15 protein-coding genes are annotated in these 13,709 nt (G+C 72.5%); 12 read left to right on the top strand and 3 right to left on the bottom strand.

Annotation, left to right across the window (positions count from 1 at the left end; all coding sequences use genetic code 11):
- Nucleotides 1–86 precede the first annotated feature (86 nt).
- Entirely contained in the window at nucleotides 87–2,483 is a 2,397-nt protein-coding gene (locus tag AB5J87_RS35300) for a SpoIIE family protein phosphatase (protein WP_369382830.1), read from the bottom strand.
- Between the two features lie 296 nt (nucleotides 2,484–2,779).
- Here AB5J87_RS35300 and AB5J87_RS35295 point away from each other — a divergent pair, with 296 nt between their 5' ends.
- Together AB5J87_RS35295 and AB5J87_RS35290 are read left to right on the top strand one after the other, a co-directional pair.
- The gene (locus tag AB5J87_RS35295) at nucleotides 2,780–3,388 is read left to right on the top strand and encodes a helix-turn-helix domain-containing protein (RefSeq protein WP_369382829.1); all 609 of its coding nucleotides are present in this window, start codon (nucleotides 2,780–2,782) and stop codon (nucleotides 3,386–3,388) included.
- 175 nt (nucleotides 3,389–3,563) lie between these two features.
- Entirely contained in the window at nucleotides 3,564–3,866 is a 303-nt protein-coding gene (locus AB5J87_RS35290; protein WP_369382828.1) for a WhiB family transcriptional regulator, read from the top strand.
- A 61-nt stretch (nucleotides 3,867–3,927) separates the two neighbouring features.
- On the opposite strand, the gene AB5J87_RS35285 is transcribed toward AB5J87_RS35290, so the two are convergent.
- Nucleotides 3,928–4,395, bottom strand: coding sequence for a hemerythrin domain-containing protein (locus tag AB5J87_RS35285; protein WP_369382827.1), 468 nt, complete (start codon nucleotides 4,393–4,395; stop codon nucleotides 3,928–3,930).
- 192 nt (nucleotides 4,396–4,587) lie between these two features.
- Complete coding sequence (locus AB5J87_RS35280; protein WP_369382826.1) at nucleotides 4,588–5,394, bottom strand: YoaK family protein; 807 nt, start codon at nucleotides 5,392–5,394, stop codon at nucleotides 4,588–4,590.
- Nucleotides 5,395–5,799: 405 nt separating this feature from the next.
- On the opposite strand from AB5J87_RS35280, the gene AB5J87_RS35275 reads away from it, so the two are divergent.
- The 10 genes from AB5J87_RS35275 (at nucleotide 5,800) to AB5J87_RS35230 (ending at nucleotide 13,693) form a co-directional block, all read left to right on the top strand.
- A complete protein-coding gene (locus AB5J87_RS35275; RefSeq protein ID WP_369382825.1) occupies nucleotides 5,800–5,967 on the top strand; it encodes a hypothetical protein in 168 nt (55 codons plus the stop codon).
- The gene (locus AB5J87_RS35270) at nucleotides 5,964–6,575 is read left to right on the top strand and encodes a disulfide bond formation protein B (RefSeq protein WP_369382824.1); all 612 of its coding nucleotides are present in this window, start codon (nucleotides 5,964–5,966) and stop codon (nucleotides 6,573–6,575) included. Before AB5J87_RS35275 ends, AB5J87_RS35270 begins: the two co-directional genes overlap by 4 nt.
- A gap of 79 nt (nucleotides 6,576–6,654) precedes the next feature.
- The gene (locus AB5J87_RS35265; protein ID WP_369382823.1) at nucleotides 6,655–7,089 is read left to right on the top strand and encodes a hypothetical protein; all 435 of its coding nucleotides are present in this window, start codon (nucleotides 6,655–6,657) and stop codon (nucleotides 7,087–7,089) included.
- A 107-nt stretch (nucleotides 7,090–7,196) separates the two neighbouring features.
- A complete protein-coding gene (locus tag AB5J87_RS35260) occupies nucleotides 7,197–7,781 on the top strand; it encodes a universal stress protein (protein ID WP_369382822.1) in 585 nt (194 codons plus the stop codon).
- A 297-nt stretch (nucleotides 7,782–8,078) separates the two neighbouring features.
- On the top strand, nucleotides 8,079–8,669 hold the full coding sequence (locus AB5J87_RS35255) for a universal stress protein (protein ID WP_369382821.1): 591 nt from the start codon (nucleotides 8,079–8,081) through the stop codon (nucleotides 8,667–8,669).
- A complete protein-coding gene (locus AB5J87_RS35250) occupies nucleotides 8,669–9,319 on the top strand; it encodes a class F sortase (protein ID WP_369382820.1) in 651 nt (216 codons plus the stop codon). The genes AB5J87_RS35255 and AB5J87_RS35250 overlap by 1 nt, the downstream gene beginning before the upstream one ends.
- A 62-nt stretch (nucleotides 9,320–9,381) precedes the next feature.
- Complete coding sequence (locus tag AB5J87_RS35245) at nucleotides 9,382–11,397, top strand: SpoIIE family protein phosphatase (protein WP_369382819.1); 2,016 nt, start codon at nucleotides 9,382–9,384, stop codon at nucleotides 11,395–11,397.
- Between the two features lie 141 nt (nucleotides 11,398–11,538).
- Nucleotides 11,539–12,138 (top strand): universal stress protein, encoded by a 600-nt coding sequence (locus AB5J87_RS35240; protein WP_369382818.1) that lies wholly within the window; start codon nucleotides 11,539–11,541, stop codon nucleotides 12,136–12,138.
- 99 nt (nucleotides 12,139–12,237) lie between these two features.
- A complete protein-coding gene (locus AB5J87_RS35235) occupies nucleotides 12,238–12,885 on the top strand; it encodes a response regulator (protein ID WP_369382817.1) in 648 nt (215 codons plus the stop codon).
- 250 nt (nucleotides 12,886–13,135) lie between these two features.
- Nucleotides 13,136–13,693 (top strand): universal stress protein, encoded by a 558-nt coding sequence (locus tag AB5J87_RS35230; RefSeq protein WP_369382816.1) that lies wholly within the window; start codon nucleotides 13,136–13,138, stop codon nucleotides 13,691–13,693.
- The last annotated feature ends 16 nt before the right edge of the window (nucleotides 13,694–13,709 follow it).

The raw sequence follows: 13,709 nt of genomic DNA, 5'->3' as shown, positions 1-13,709 counted from the left end.
CGTAGGCAGGCTCCACGGGAGCCGACAGACCCACCGGTCCACACGGGTGACGGGCCGGGCAGTGCCCACGCCCGGCGCGCCGCCCCTCACCCGCCGGTGCACGGCGCCTCGATCCGCTGCTCCGCCCAGATGGTCTTGCCGTCCGGGGTGAACCGCGTGCCCCAGCGGTGGGTGAGCCGGGCCACCAGCAGCAGACCCCGCCCGCCCTCGTCCAGGGCGCGGGCCCGGCGCTGGCGGGGCGAGGTGTTGCTGGCGTCGGACACCTCGCAGATGAGACCGGTGTCGCGGATCAGCCGCAGCCGCACCGGAGCCTCGGCGTGCCGCAGCGCGTTGGTGACCAGTTCGCTCACCACGAGTTCGGTGGCGAACTCCAGCTCTCGCAGACCCCACCGGCCGAGTTGCTCCCGCACCAGCGCGCGGGCCTCGCCCACGGCCGCCGGGTCCGACGACAGGTCCCAGTAGTGGACCCGTTCGTCGGGCAGCGTCCGGGTACGGGTCACCAGGAGCGTGACGTCGTCCCGGGCGTCCTCGGGCACGAGCGTGCCCACGGCCCGCTCGCAGGCGTCCTCCACGCTCGCCGCCTCGCCCCCCAGGGTGCGCAGCAGGGTGTCGGTGTTGCGGACGAGATCCCGGTCCATGCCCTCGACGAGGCCGTCGGAGTACAGGGCCAGCAGACTCCCTTCGGGCAACCGCAGGTCGAGGGCCTCGAAGGGCAGACCGCCGATGCCCAGCGGCGGCCCGGCCACCACGTCCAGGAACTCCGCCCCGCCGTCGGGCGTGACCACCACGGGCACGGGGTGCCCCGCGCAGGCCACCGAGCAGCGCCGTGAGACCGGGTCGTACACCGCGTACACACAGGTGGCGCAGATCTCGGCGGCGAAGTCGCCGCCCGCGGCCCACTCGGCCGCGTCGCGCACCACCATGTCGTCGAGACGGGCCAGGAGTTCGTCGGGCGGCAGATCGAGATCGGCGAGGGTCCGCACCGCCATCCGCAGGCGCCCCATGGTGGCGCTCGCGTGCAGGCCGTGGCCCACCACGTCTCCCACCACCAGGGCGACCCGGGCACCCGACAGGGGGATGACGTCGAACCAGTCCCCTCCCACGCCCGCCGCGGTCGCGGCGGGAAGGTAGCGGAAGCCGACCTCGACCGCGTTCTGCACCGCCGGCTCCTGCGGCAGCAGGCTGCGCTGCAAGGTGACGGCCACCGACCTCTCGCGCAGATAGCGCCGCGCGTTGTCGAGGCTCAGCGCGGCCCGCGCGACGATGCTCCGGGCCAGCAGGTGCTCCTCCGCGTCGAACGGCGGATGCCCACGGTCACGGGCGAAACGCACCAGCCCCAGGAGCTCGCCCTGCGCCCGCAGGGCGACGACCAGAGCGGCATCGTGGTCGGCCGGCCCCGGGTCACTCGTGGTGGCCCCGTGCCGGGCGCCATCACCCGTGCCTGTCTGTCGTGCTCCGCCCGCCTCCCACAGCCGCCCGGCCCACGACGTCCTCCCACGCCGCGCAGGGAACGCCTGCTGCGGGCGCGGGCCACCGCGCTCGGCCACGCGCAGCAGCGGGGAACCCGCCCGGTGGTCCACCGGCTTGCCCCCGGTGTCGCCCAGGCCGTCGAAACAGTCAGCCACGAGGTCGACGCAGACCCAGTCGGCGAAGCGTCCGCACAAGAAGTCGACCAGTTCCCGTGCGGTGCGCACGACGTCGAGCGTCGTGCCGATCCGGCCCGCCGCCTCGGCGGCCAACGACAGGCGCTGCCCGGCGAGATACTCCCGCGTGGTGTCCACCACCACACCGGCCAGCCCCACGGTCCGGTCGTCGTCCGTGACCGGAGTGAGGAACGACGTCAGAAGCCGCTGCTGCTCGCCCGCGCCGCCCGCCTCCAGGGTCTGTACGCGGGCCTCGTGGCCCGTTTCCAGGACCGTGGCGGCTGCCTCCGCAACCGTGTCGAGCGGAGGGGCCGCCATCAGCTCGTGCAGCGTCCGCCCCCGCATCTCCTCCTCGTGGCGGCCCGACAGCCGCTCCATCGCGCTGTTGGCGCGAACCAGCTGGCCCTGCCGGTCGTACAGCGACATGGCCAGCGGTGCCTGGGTGAACGCCCGGTCGGTCAGCACGGCCGACCGCTCTCCCCGAACACTCTGACCGGGCGGCGCGGCCCCTGGGCTCGCGGCCAGGACGATCCAGTCGGGTCCCGCCGTGGCCCAGGGGTTCGGCTGCAGCTCACAGATCACCGCACCCGCGCTCCCGTCGCTCCGGCGTAGCCGCAGCTCGCCGCGCCAGGGCGTACGGCACACCAGCGCGCGCAGCGCCGCCGTGGGCAGCGCTTCGGCCAGCAGTTCGGGGGCGGCGCGGCCGGCCACTTGCGTCGGTGCGTAGCCCAGTAGTCGGCCCGCCTGCGGATTCCACCAGATGATCCTGCCGTATACGTCCACCGCGGCGACGGCCGTGCCGTCACCGCCGGATCGCCCATCGGGAAGTACCCATGTCATCGGCTGGTCCTCGTCGTCGCGTCCAAAAACTCACCCCGGGCCGCGCCCCCGCCCACCGCGAGCCCGTGTTCCCCTCCGCTCGCATCGCGCGGCTCTCCCTCCCACCCTCACTCGCGGGGTGCGGCCAGGGGCCCATCCGATCGGGGGAAGCGACGGTCCGAGGACAGCGACCGCACGGTCCCGCCCGGAAGCCGGCGCCCGGGTGCCCACGCGCCGAAGGCTCCGTCCAACAGCCGCTATCCTGCGGAAACGGCCCATGAGCCGGATCCCGGTCCGTCACGTTCGAGGAGCAGTCGTTGGAAGCCAAGCCCGCGCGGCGTCCCAGGGATTCGAGCCGCAGCCGTCAACTGCTGCTCGACGCGGCACTGGAACTCTTCGCCGAGCGCGGCTTCGACCGTACGACCACCCGCGAGATCGGGGAGCGCGCCGGTGTCGACGCGGCGCTGATCGCCCGGTACTTCGGCAACAAGACGAAGCTGTACCTCGCCGTGCTGGAAGCGCGCACCGACGCCAAGGCGGACGGCCCCGGGGACCTGCTCGACCGGTCACGGCTGCGCGAACTGCTGGGAGACGCCGGTCATCGCGCTCCCGGTCCGGTACTGCGCGCGGCACTGGCTCCCAATGACGACACCGCCGTCCACGAGGCCGCCCGCACCCACCTCTATGAACGCCTGGTCACGCCGTTGCAGGAGCGTCTGGCCGCTGACGGTCTGCCCGCTCCCGCGCTGCGCGCCGAACTGGCAGCCGCCGCACTGGCCGGAGTCGCTCTGGCGCGCACGGCGGGCACCCTGACCGAGCTGGCCGCCGCCTCCCCCGAGCAGGTCGTCGACCTCGTGCACGCGCTCCTCGCACAGGGGCTGCTGCCACCGGCGGCCCAGGACGCCGACGCTCCCGCGGGCGGCTGAACCCCTGACGCGGCCGTCCCGGCCGAAGCGCCTCCAGCAACGACGCGCCACCGGGACCCGGCAACGCCGACCGCCGCTTGTGGCCCTCCCGCTCCCCCGGTCGGCCGACTCCGCTCGGCGGCCTCCAGAGCCAGCCTGGACATCCACAACTGTCCCGGACCTCTTGGAGGTCGACGTGATTGCCGTACAGCCACCGCCCTTCGTACCGCTGCCGGAAGAACTGCCGCTGCCCTGCGCCAGCCGGCCCGACCTGTACTTCGCTCCGGACCGCTTCGAGTCGCGTACGGAGCGCGCCGAACGCACGGCGGACGCACGGCGGCTGTGCGCCGGCTGTCCGGCCGAGTTGCGCACCGCGTGTGCGGCCTGGGCCCGCGATCACCACGAGTGGGGAATCTGGGGCGGCCTAACGGAGTCGCAGAACGGCTACGACCCGCACAGGGCCGCGGCGCCCTCCACCACCGCTGTCACAGCGTGCTGACGGCAGACGGAGAACGCCCCGTCGGCGGGACCGGTGGGGCGTTCTACGTGCGGGGCGGGCTTCACGCAGCTACGTCCGCGTGGTGGCGGGTGGCGTGCTCCCGGAAGGCCGAGCCGAGCATGTGCAGGTCCTCGTGCGGGCATGCCTGCCGCAGCAGGGGGAACAGGCTGTGCTCGTCATGCCGGATGTGCCGCTTGACCTCCAGCTCCAACGCCCGCAATTGAGCGTCGAACCCAGGGCGCGCCACAGAAGCGGAGCCCAGGGCGTTGACCATCCCCGTCAGTCGCTCGTGCTCCTCGGCCTCGGCACGGGCCATGTCCTCGCCCTCCGTCAGCCGACGACGCAGAACGGGCAGCAGGAACCGCCGCTCGGCGATCGCGTGGCGCTCCAGCTCGCCCGCCGCGTGCCGCAGGAGCCGCTCGCGGGCCGGGTCCTCCAGGGGCGTGCTGTGGATGCGGTCGAAGATCGCCAGGATGGCGCGATGGTCGTCGGCCAGCTCCATCGTGAGGTCGGTGCAGTGCTGCGTCATGGTCTCTCCACTTTCGGGGCGCGTGACAGCGCGGCGTACACGGAACCGAGAGTCCGTGGCGGTATGAGAAAGCCGCAGGTCAAACGTGTCATGAGGCGGTACGGGCGCGACACGGCCGACCGGCCCGTACAACGGTTCGCGCCCGATCCCCCGATCGGAGGGGACCCGGTGGATGCGGGCGTCGCCCCGGCCCTACCGGTCGGTGACGACCGGATGGCGCGGATGCAGGCGCACGGCCACCGTGATGACCACGACACACAGCAGCACGGCCACGAGCGCCCAGCGCAGTCCCGCGTTCCCCATGAGGAACGCGCCGAACGCGGCTCCGGTGCCCATGGCCAGCACCATCCCCAGCCGCCGCCCCTTGAACGCGCTGGCCGGTGCCCCGGCCAGCGGGGAGTCGTGGACCAGGGCGATCAGCGCGCCCGTCACCCCGACCGTCACCGGCATGTCGGTCACTCCGAGCCGGCGCACGGTGGCGCAGCGGGCGCCCATCGCGAGGGCGAGCAGGGCGATGGCCACGTACTGCGACGCGTCCGATCCCGAAGGCATCAGCCACACCGCGGCCACGGCACCGGCCAGCAGGGCGATCTCGGCGCTCATGGCGAGGAAGAACCAGTGCCGGCGGGCCCGTTGGGCGGCGAACCGCTCGGTGCGCGCGCCGATCACGATCCCGGTGGCGAAGCAGGCGAACGCGAGGACCTCACGCGCCGCGGAGAGTCCCGCCGTGCCACCGACAGCGGCGCCGAGGAAGATGACGTTTCCCGTCATCATCGCGAGGAACACCTTGCCCAGTCCGAGGAAGCTGATGACGTCGAGCATCCCGGTCACCATCGTCAGCCCCACCAGCGCGCCGGGCAGCGGGTTGCTTCCCGCGATCCGGCGCAGGGCGCACCGCACCGGCGACGGCCGGTCGCCGCGCGCGATCGAAGTGGCGGGTGAAGCGCCCGGGTTCGGCGGGCGGATCCGGATGAGGGCGGAGTACGCCGAGGTGTCCATGAGTACGTCCTGTGGGTGGGTCAGCGGGCGACGGGGCGACGGGTCCCGCCCCCTGTGTCCGTACGGGCCCGCACACGGCGCCGAACGGCACGCCCCGGGCCGGAATTCTTTCGGAGCGGCACCTGGAGAAAACCTTCAAGGTAGTCCGAATTTCCGCGAAAGCGCACCGTAGAATCTTTCACTCATTTCAGAGTATCCAGCATGCAGAGGAATAGAAAGACACCCTGCTCTTTTTCCTCGAATTGATCGACGCGACATCCACCAATCGGTTCCCGCCCTCTCCACCGACCGGTCCACCGATGCCGGGATGGGGCCATGTCGCCGGATCAGGGCAGTCTGGTGCGACAAGGCAGGAGCCTTTCCCTACAGGCCCTCCTTTCGTTTTCCACCCGCATCGGAGACGTCATGGATGCCATCATCCTGCTCATCATGGCGATAATGATCGCCCTCACGATAAAGAAGCCCGGAGACCCGCATATCTGGCCCTTGTGGGGCATCGCACTGGTGACGCTCGTCGGCTGGTGGATATTCCACGAATTCGCCACTCCTGGCGTGACGGAGGTGACGCTGTGAGCGTCGTGACCCGGACCATCCAGCGCGACATCCGCTTCGTGGGCTATTGGGGAGCCCATCTCTTCGTCCTCGCCTATTCGCTGGTGCTCCTCAGCGCCTTCCTGCTCCAGTTCGCGGGCTCCGAGCTTCCTTGCGTGCTCTGCATGCTCCAGCGCATGGCGATGATCTTCACCTGCATGGGGCCGATCTACATCATCAGCCGTTCCATGCACCACGAGATGTCGGTCACCAACTTCGCCCGCGGCTACGGCTTCACCCTCGTCGGCGCGGTGATCGGTCTCCTCATGTCGCTGCGCCAGATCACCAACCGGGGTGCCGCGCTCGACCCCGGATACGGCACGACCGTGCTGGGTCTGCACGCCTACACCTGGGCCTTCGTAAGCTTCGCCGTCGTCGTGCTGTGGGCGGGTGTCAACATGCTCTTCGCCGTCGAACTCACCCCGCCGGCCCGGGTGCCGATCGGCCGGGCGTCCAAGCTCGTCCTCGGCTTCTTCTTCCTGATGGTCGTGGCGAACATCGTGTCCGTCTTCTTCGAGGTCGGCTTCCACTGGGCACTGCCCCACATACCGCTGCGCTACCAGCTCCTGTACGACCTCGGCCTCAAGTGACCTCGGCTTCAAGTGACCTGACCCCCAACCCACTTCGCCCACACGCGCCCCGAGCCGTGTGGCCCACCGAAGGACCCCCATGCGTATCCGTCTGATCGTCGCCACCACCGTCGCCGTCGGTGCCATCGCCTGCGCCGCCGCCTGCTCCACCCCCGACAGCAGGATGAACGGCCTGGCCATGAACCTGGCCGGCCCCGGCGTCGGCGACACCACCCTCCACAACGCGGGCCTCAAGCTCAAGGACGACCTGGAGTGCAAGTCCACTCCCGGTTCCGGACGCGACGGCCTGATGTCCATCGAGTGCACGTCCGAGACGGTCGACAACCAGAAGGTCCGGCTGTTCGGCACCGTCACCAAGACGGCCAACGACGCCCACGGCAAGGGCGTCACCAACGGTGACTTCACCGTGACCGTCGGCGGGCGCGTGTACCTCAAGACGCACTGCCTGGGCGCGTGCCCGTCCCCCGGCCGGTCCCCCGATCGCCCGACACCCGCCGAGGGTCCCCGGACCTAGCGTTGGCGTCGGCCCCGTGGAACGCGGTCACGGACATTCCACGGGGCCCCTCCTCATGGGACGCCTCCCGTGCGGAGCACCCGCATCCTCCAAGGAGTTGATCAGATATGTCGGCACGTGTGCAGCGCGTGATAGTGGGCGTCGACGGTTCGCAGGGCAGCCTCGCCGCGCTCAGGCAGGCGGCCCGCGAGGCCGCCCGGCACGGCGCCGAACTCTGCCCGGTCATGGCCTGGTCCCCGCCGGGTGGCGAGGCCCGCTACGCGGTCCACCCCGCGGCCCCGCACCAGCACCGCCAGTGGGAGCAGGACGCCCGTCGGCGCCTCAGCGCCGCCTGCGACACCGCCCTCGGCGACATCGACGCCGAGGTGCGCGTCTCCTCCCGGGTGGTACGCGCCGGTGCCGGTCCCACGCTCGTGGCCTGCTCCAGCCGGGACACCGACATGCTCGTGGTCGGCGTCGGAGGCCACGGCATGCTCCACCGGCTCACCCACGGGTCGGCCCGCCGCCACTGCCTCAAGCACTCCCGCTGCCCCGTCCTGGTGGTCCACTCGGAGCCCACGAGCGGCAACGCCGCGGCTGGAGTCTCGCGGACCCCGCTGCCCGGCGAGTCCGCCCACGCCCCCGCCCCGGCCACCCCCTCGGTGGTACCGCTGAGCCCGATCGACACCCTGGCCGGCATCCACCACACCTGAATCCACCACGACACCAGAGCCCTGCGCACGGGCGGCACCGGCCACCGCCGAGCCCTCCCGGCCAGGGCTCTCCGCCTGCCCCGGGGAGCCCGAGCGCCCACCGGCCGGAGGACATCCACCTCCCCCGATCCAGGGACCGAACGTGCGATGAACCGTCCGCCCGCGCCCTCCTACCGTGGAATCACCGGGCAGCTCCGTACCGCGAGAGCCCCGGTTGCCGCACCCGGCCCGGCCGGAGGAGCGCCCACACCCCGTTCTCCTCGTGCCCCACGCACCCCACGGAACAAGGAGCCGCACATGAACACCACCATCAACCGCGTCGTCGTCGGCGTCGACGGTTCCCGCAACAGCCTCACCGCGCTGCGCCGGGCAGCCGAGGAAGCCCTGCGCCACCACGCCGAACTCCGTCCGGTCCTCGCCTACTCGTCCCCGCAGGGCGAATACCTGGACATGGTCTGGCCGCCCGCCCCGTCCGAGGCCGACGACTACCGGACCGCGGCCTACGCCGACCTCACCCGTTCGTGCGCACAGGTCCTGGCCGACCTCCCCGCCGAGGTCCGCTGCAACCCGCTGGCGGCCCCGGGGGCACCCGGCCCGCTCCTGGTGGCGGCTGCCGACCGCGCCGACGACCTCCTGGTCCTGGGCGGCGGCACGCCGAGCCTGATGCACCGGCTGGTCCACGGCTCGGTCAGCCGCTACTGCCTGAGCCACAGCGAGCGCACCGTCCTCGTAGTCCCCGCCGCAGAGAAGACACCCGCCTCCAGCGACGCCACCACCCACTCCGGCCAGCGGCAGGAGGATCCCCTCCCCAAGCCGCGCACCGGCTCCCTGTTCCGCCTCCTTGAGGACGTGTCCGCCGTCGCCATCCGCAGCCCCCACCGCGTGTGATGGCCCGCCGCACGGCGGCCCCGTCCAGGGCGCCCGCCCTCGGGGTGGTCTGCTTCGCCGTCCTGCTCATCGGCATCGGACTGATCATGCTCGGCGAAGGCAAGGGCACCACCGCCCTCGACCCGCCCCGCCCGTCCTCCAACGCGACCACATCGCGCTCCTCCGCCGCGCCATCCGCAGTCACACCCCTCCACGCGTCGCGGCCGGTCCGGCTCCGCATCCCGTCACTGGACCTGTCCACCCCGGTCGTCACGCTCGGACTGGCACCGGACGGCACCGTGCAGGTGCCGCCCATCGAGGCGCGCGCCCCGGTCGGCTGGTACCGCGGCTCTCCCACGCCCGGCGAGCCCGGCGCCTCCGTGATCGTCGGCCACTCCACCGTCGGCTCCTACGGCAAGGGCGTCTTCTTCCGACTGGGCACCCTCACCCCCGGCCGGGAGATCGACGTGAGCCGCGCCGACCACACCATGGCCCGTTTCACCGTGCGCACGGTCCGGGAATACCCCAAGAGCGACTTCCCCACGCAGGAGGTCTACCGCGGGGGCTCGGCCGCCGACCTCCGCCTGATCACCTGCGCCGGACCGCGTGACTCCCACCACCAGTACCTGGACAACATCGTCGTCTACGCCACGCTCAGCAGCTCACGGTGAACCGCCCGGCCCGGAGGGCGGCCCCGCCCAGCGCTCCCCCGTCCCCGCGCCGAAAGACCGCCATGCACCGCCACTCCGACCCGGCCGACCCGGCACCCGGGACCACCGCCGACCTCACGGCCCAAGCCTTCGAGGGCGCGCCCGGCGGCCTGGCCGTACTCGACCGGCACGGCCGTGAACTGCTCACCAACCCCCAGTGGGCCCGCCTGCTGGGCCCCGCGCCGCGCGAGGCGGGCGACATCTGCTGGACCGACCGGCTCCCGGCGGAACACCACCGGGCCGCCCGCACCACCCTCCACCGGGCGTTCCACGCCGTGGGCGCCTCCGCCGAACAGGTGCTGCACCTGCCCACCCCGCCCGACCCTGACCGCGCGGTGCTCCTGAGCGTGCGCCGAGCGGACACCGCGGAGTACTGCGTGGCGCAGGTGAGCGAGGTCGGCGACGAGATCACCGAACGCCGCACGCAACTCCGCCTGGCCCTGCGCACCGCCTCCCTCGCCGTCTGGAGCATCGACCTGGTCACGGGCGACGAACGCTGGTTCGACGGCTCCGAGGAGCTCTACGGTCTGAGGCTGGGCACCGCACCCATCGGCGCCCAGCTGGAGGCCGCCACCGCCCCCGAACACCTCGACGCGGTGAGGGACGCCTTCACCCGGGCGGTCAACGGCGCCGACACCCTCGAAGCCACCTACGCCATGCACGACGACTCCGGAGCACTCCGCTGGATGCGCATCGACGCCCGCGTCCACCTGCTCAGCCATCCGCCGCGCCGCTGGCTGGTCGGCATCACCCGCGACATCACCGACGAGACGGCACGGCGCGGCGCCCTGGAGGACCGGGCGCGCAACGAGGCCGACCGCGCCACGCGCATCGAGAAGGTGGCCGCCTCCCTCGTCTCGGCCACCACCACCCAGGGCATCGCCTGCGCCCTCACCGACGGCTTCCACCAAGAGCTCAACGCGATCGGCGCGCTGGTCGTCGTCCCCGACAGCGGGGTGCTGCGCCCACTGGCCGCCTCCGGCGCCGGTGGGCCCGCCGGCGAGGTCATGGACGGGCTGCCCGTCGACTCCGCGGTGCCCGCCGCCCATGTCATCCGCACCGGGCAACCCTGCTTCATCGCCTCCCACCAGGAGTTCCGCGAACTCAGCGACGGGGACCCCCACGGTCTGCTCTCCCGCACCCAGGCCCGCTCCTGGGCGGTCCTCCCGCTGGACCGCGGCAGTCGGGAGCCCGGCGCCCTGGTCCTGGGCTACGCCCGCACCCACACGTTTCCCCCCGAGGAACGGTCGCTGCTGCTGACGGTCGCCGGACTCACCGGCCAGGCCCTGGAGCGCTCCGCGCTGGTACAGGACCGCGTCGACCTCGCCCACGCCGTCCAGCAGGTGATGATGCCCGCCGCCCTGCCCGACCTGCCCGGGCTACGGCTGGCGGGCCGCTACGTCCCGGCCCGCGGCGGCATCGACGTGGGCGGCGACTGGTACGACGCCTTCCCGCTGCCCGACGGCCGCTACGGACTGTGCATCGGCGACGTGGAGGGCCACGACGTCCGGGCCGCCGCCGCCATGGGCCAGGCACGCACCGCCGTACGCGCCTACGCGCAGACCGAAGCCACCCCCGGCGACGTGCTGGCCAAGGCGAACGACCTGTTCTGCGCCCTGACCGGCTCCCACTTCGCCACCTGCACCTATGTGGTCATCGACCCCCGGGCCGACGAGCTGACCGCGGCCACCGCCGGCCACGTCCCCGGCGTGCTGGGCCTGATGGACGGGAGCAGCGTGCTGCTCGCCCCGCCTCCCGGCCCCCCGCTGGGCATCCTGCCGGGCTCCCGCTACGGCACGATCCGCCGCCCGCTCACCCTCATCCGCACGCTGTCCCTGTTCAGCGACGGCCTGGTGGAAGGCCCCCAGGTCACCCTCGACAGCGGGCTGCAACGGGTCCGCCGCATCACGGCGGAAAACCCGCGGGCGGACGCCGACGAACTCGCCGAAGCGCTCCTGGCGACCGCCCAACTGACCGGACACCTGGACGACGCCGCCCTGCTCACTCTGCGCCGCGAAGACCCCGGCACCACGCTCTGAGCGACGGCCCCGCCCCCGCCCCGTTCGGGGGAACAGCCCCTCCACCGCCCGATCGGCCACCCGCCCGATCCGTCCGGCGCCCTCCCACGCCTAGCGTGAAGACACCGGAGTCCACCGTGCGCCGCTGGACGCCGGTTTCCCATGCAGTACGCAACACCCATCGGCGCGCACACATCGACGCACACCGACGAGGAGAAGAACATGAGCCAGGCCGTACGCCGGGTGGTGGTAGGAGTCGACGGGACACCGGGCAGCCTCGCGGCGCTGCGCCAGGCCGCCTGCGAGGCCCGCCGCCACCGGGCCGAGCTCCGCCCGATACGGGTCCGCCGCGCCTTGGAGAGCGACGCCCAGGGCGACCTCTGGCCGCTCGACGACGAACTGGAGCGGGCGCTGCACTCCAACGCCTGCCACGACCTGGAGCACGACTGCACCGTCACGCTCAGCGATGACGGGACGCCCGTGAACCCGGCCGTCATCACGGGAAGCGACCCGGGCCGCACCTTGTCCCGGCTCGCCCGCCGGGACGGCGACCTGCTCGTCGTCGGCACGAGTCGGCACAGCGCGCTGTACCGGTTCTTCTTCGGGTCGACGCGCAAGCACTGCCTCAAGTACGCGTCCTGCCCCGTCCTGGTCGTACCGCACGAGACAGCCGGGCAGGAGTCCACCGAGGCGCCCGCAGCCCCGCCGTCTCCCGGCTCCTGCCCGCCGAGGATCCCCTCGCGGCCCAGCCACCGCGCCTGACCACCCCCACCCCCACCCGCGTGGTCACCCGACAAGCGGTCGCCCGCGAAGCCTGCCACTGTTGAGGTGCGCACCGCCGCACCAGAAAGCGAGGTCGAGGTGACCGACTCCGGTAACCGAGTTTCCGTGGTGGTCGCGGACGACCACCCCGTCTTCCGCGAGGGCATCGCCCGCGGACTCCAGCTCAGCGGCCAGATCGACGTGGTCGCCGAGGCGGAGGACGGCGAGGCCGCGCTGGAGGCCATCCGCGAGCTGAACCCCGATGTCGCCCTGCTCGACTACCGCATCCCCAAGCTCGACGGCATCGCCGTCATCCACGCGGTCGTCCGGGACCAGCTGCCGACCCGCACCATCCTGCTGTCGGCCACCACCGACAGCGCCGTGGTCTTCCGCGCGCTCGAAGAGGGCGCCGCCGGGTACCTCGCCAAGGACGCCAAACGGTCGGAGATCGTGCACGCGGTGATGCGGGTCGCCGCGGGCAAGCAGGTCGTCTCCGAAGAGCTCACCGGCGGACTGGTGGACGAGATCCGCATTCGCGCGGACCGCGACACGGTCATCCTCTCCGAGCGCGAACGCCAAGTACTGAAGGGCTTCGCCAAGGGGCAGAGCATTCCCCAGCTGGCGGCCGAGCTGTTCCTGGGCGCCAGCACCGTCAAAACCCACACCCAACGCCTCTACGAGAAGCTCGGCGTCTCCGACCGGGCGGCGGCCGTCGCCGAGGCCATGCGCCGCGGCCTGCTCGAATAGCCCGCAGCGTCTCAAGCGGCGGCGTACGGCACCCCTCTGCCGTACGCCGCCGCTCGCGTTCCGCCCGCGGCTGGCCGCCAGGACCCGGCGACCGTTCGTCCCGCGCGTGTCCCCCGGCTGTTCCGCCCATCGGCCGATCCTGCGCCGCCACCCCGGTTCGTACGGTTTCCTCAACGGCCCGCCCCGACCGGCGGGCCCCGTCGAGCAAGCCGCCCGGGGGCCAGTGCACCGGGCGCGGCAAGGAACCGTCATGGATGCGCAGATCACCCGCGTCGTCATCGGTGTCGACACCGGCCCCGGCAGCCTCACCGCCCTGCGCCACGCCTGGGCCGAGGCCCAGCGCCACGGGGCCGTACTGCACGTCATCCATGCCTTCGGCGGCTCCGACCCCCAGCAGTACGGCCCTGCCTGCATCGGGGCCCCCGACCTGCACGCCGAACAGCGGCGCCGGGCCCGGGAGGAGCTACGGAAGATCTGCGTCGACGCGCTGGGCCGCACACCGGCCGAGCTCCCGATCACCATCATGGTGGTCCGGGGCCGCCCGGGTGCCGTACTGACCCGGTACGCGGACCGCCCCACCGACCTCCTCCTGGTCGGCGCCGGCTCCGCCAGGCTGCTCAAGCGGCTGTTCACCTCGTCGGTGACCGCCTACTGCTTCCGCCACGCACAGTGCCCCGTGCTGTCCGTCCCCGCCCCCGCCCTGGTCCGCGAGTACGGCAAGGGCGCACGCCGCTGGAACGGCTGGGTACGCCGCCAGGCCGACGAGGCCGCACGCGAGGCGCTGCTGCACGGCGCGAGCCACACCTGACTCCCACACCGCGTCG

This window comes from Streptomyces sp. cg36 (genome assembly GCF_041080675.1).
Lineage (GTDB): Bacteria > Actinomycetota > Actinomycetes > Streptomycetales > Streptomycetaceae > Streptomyces.
Note: the sequence above shows the minus strand (reverse complement) of the source record. Positions and strands in the feature narration are given on the sequence as shown.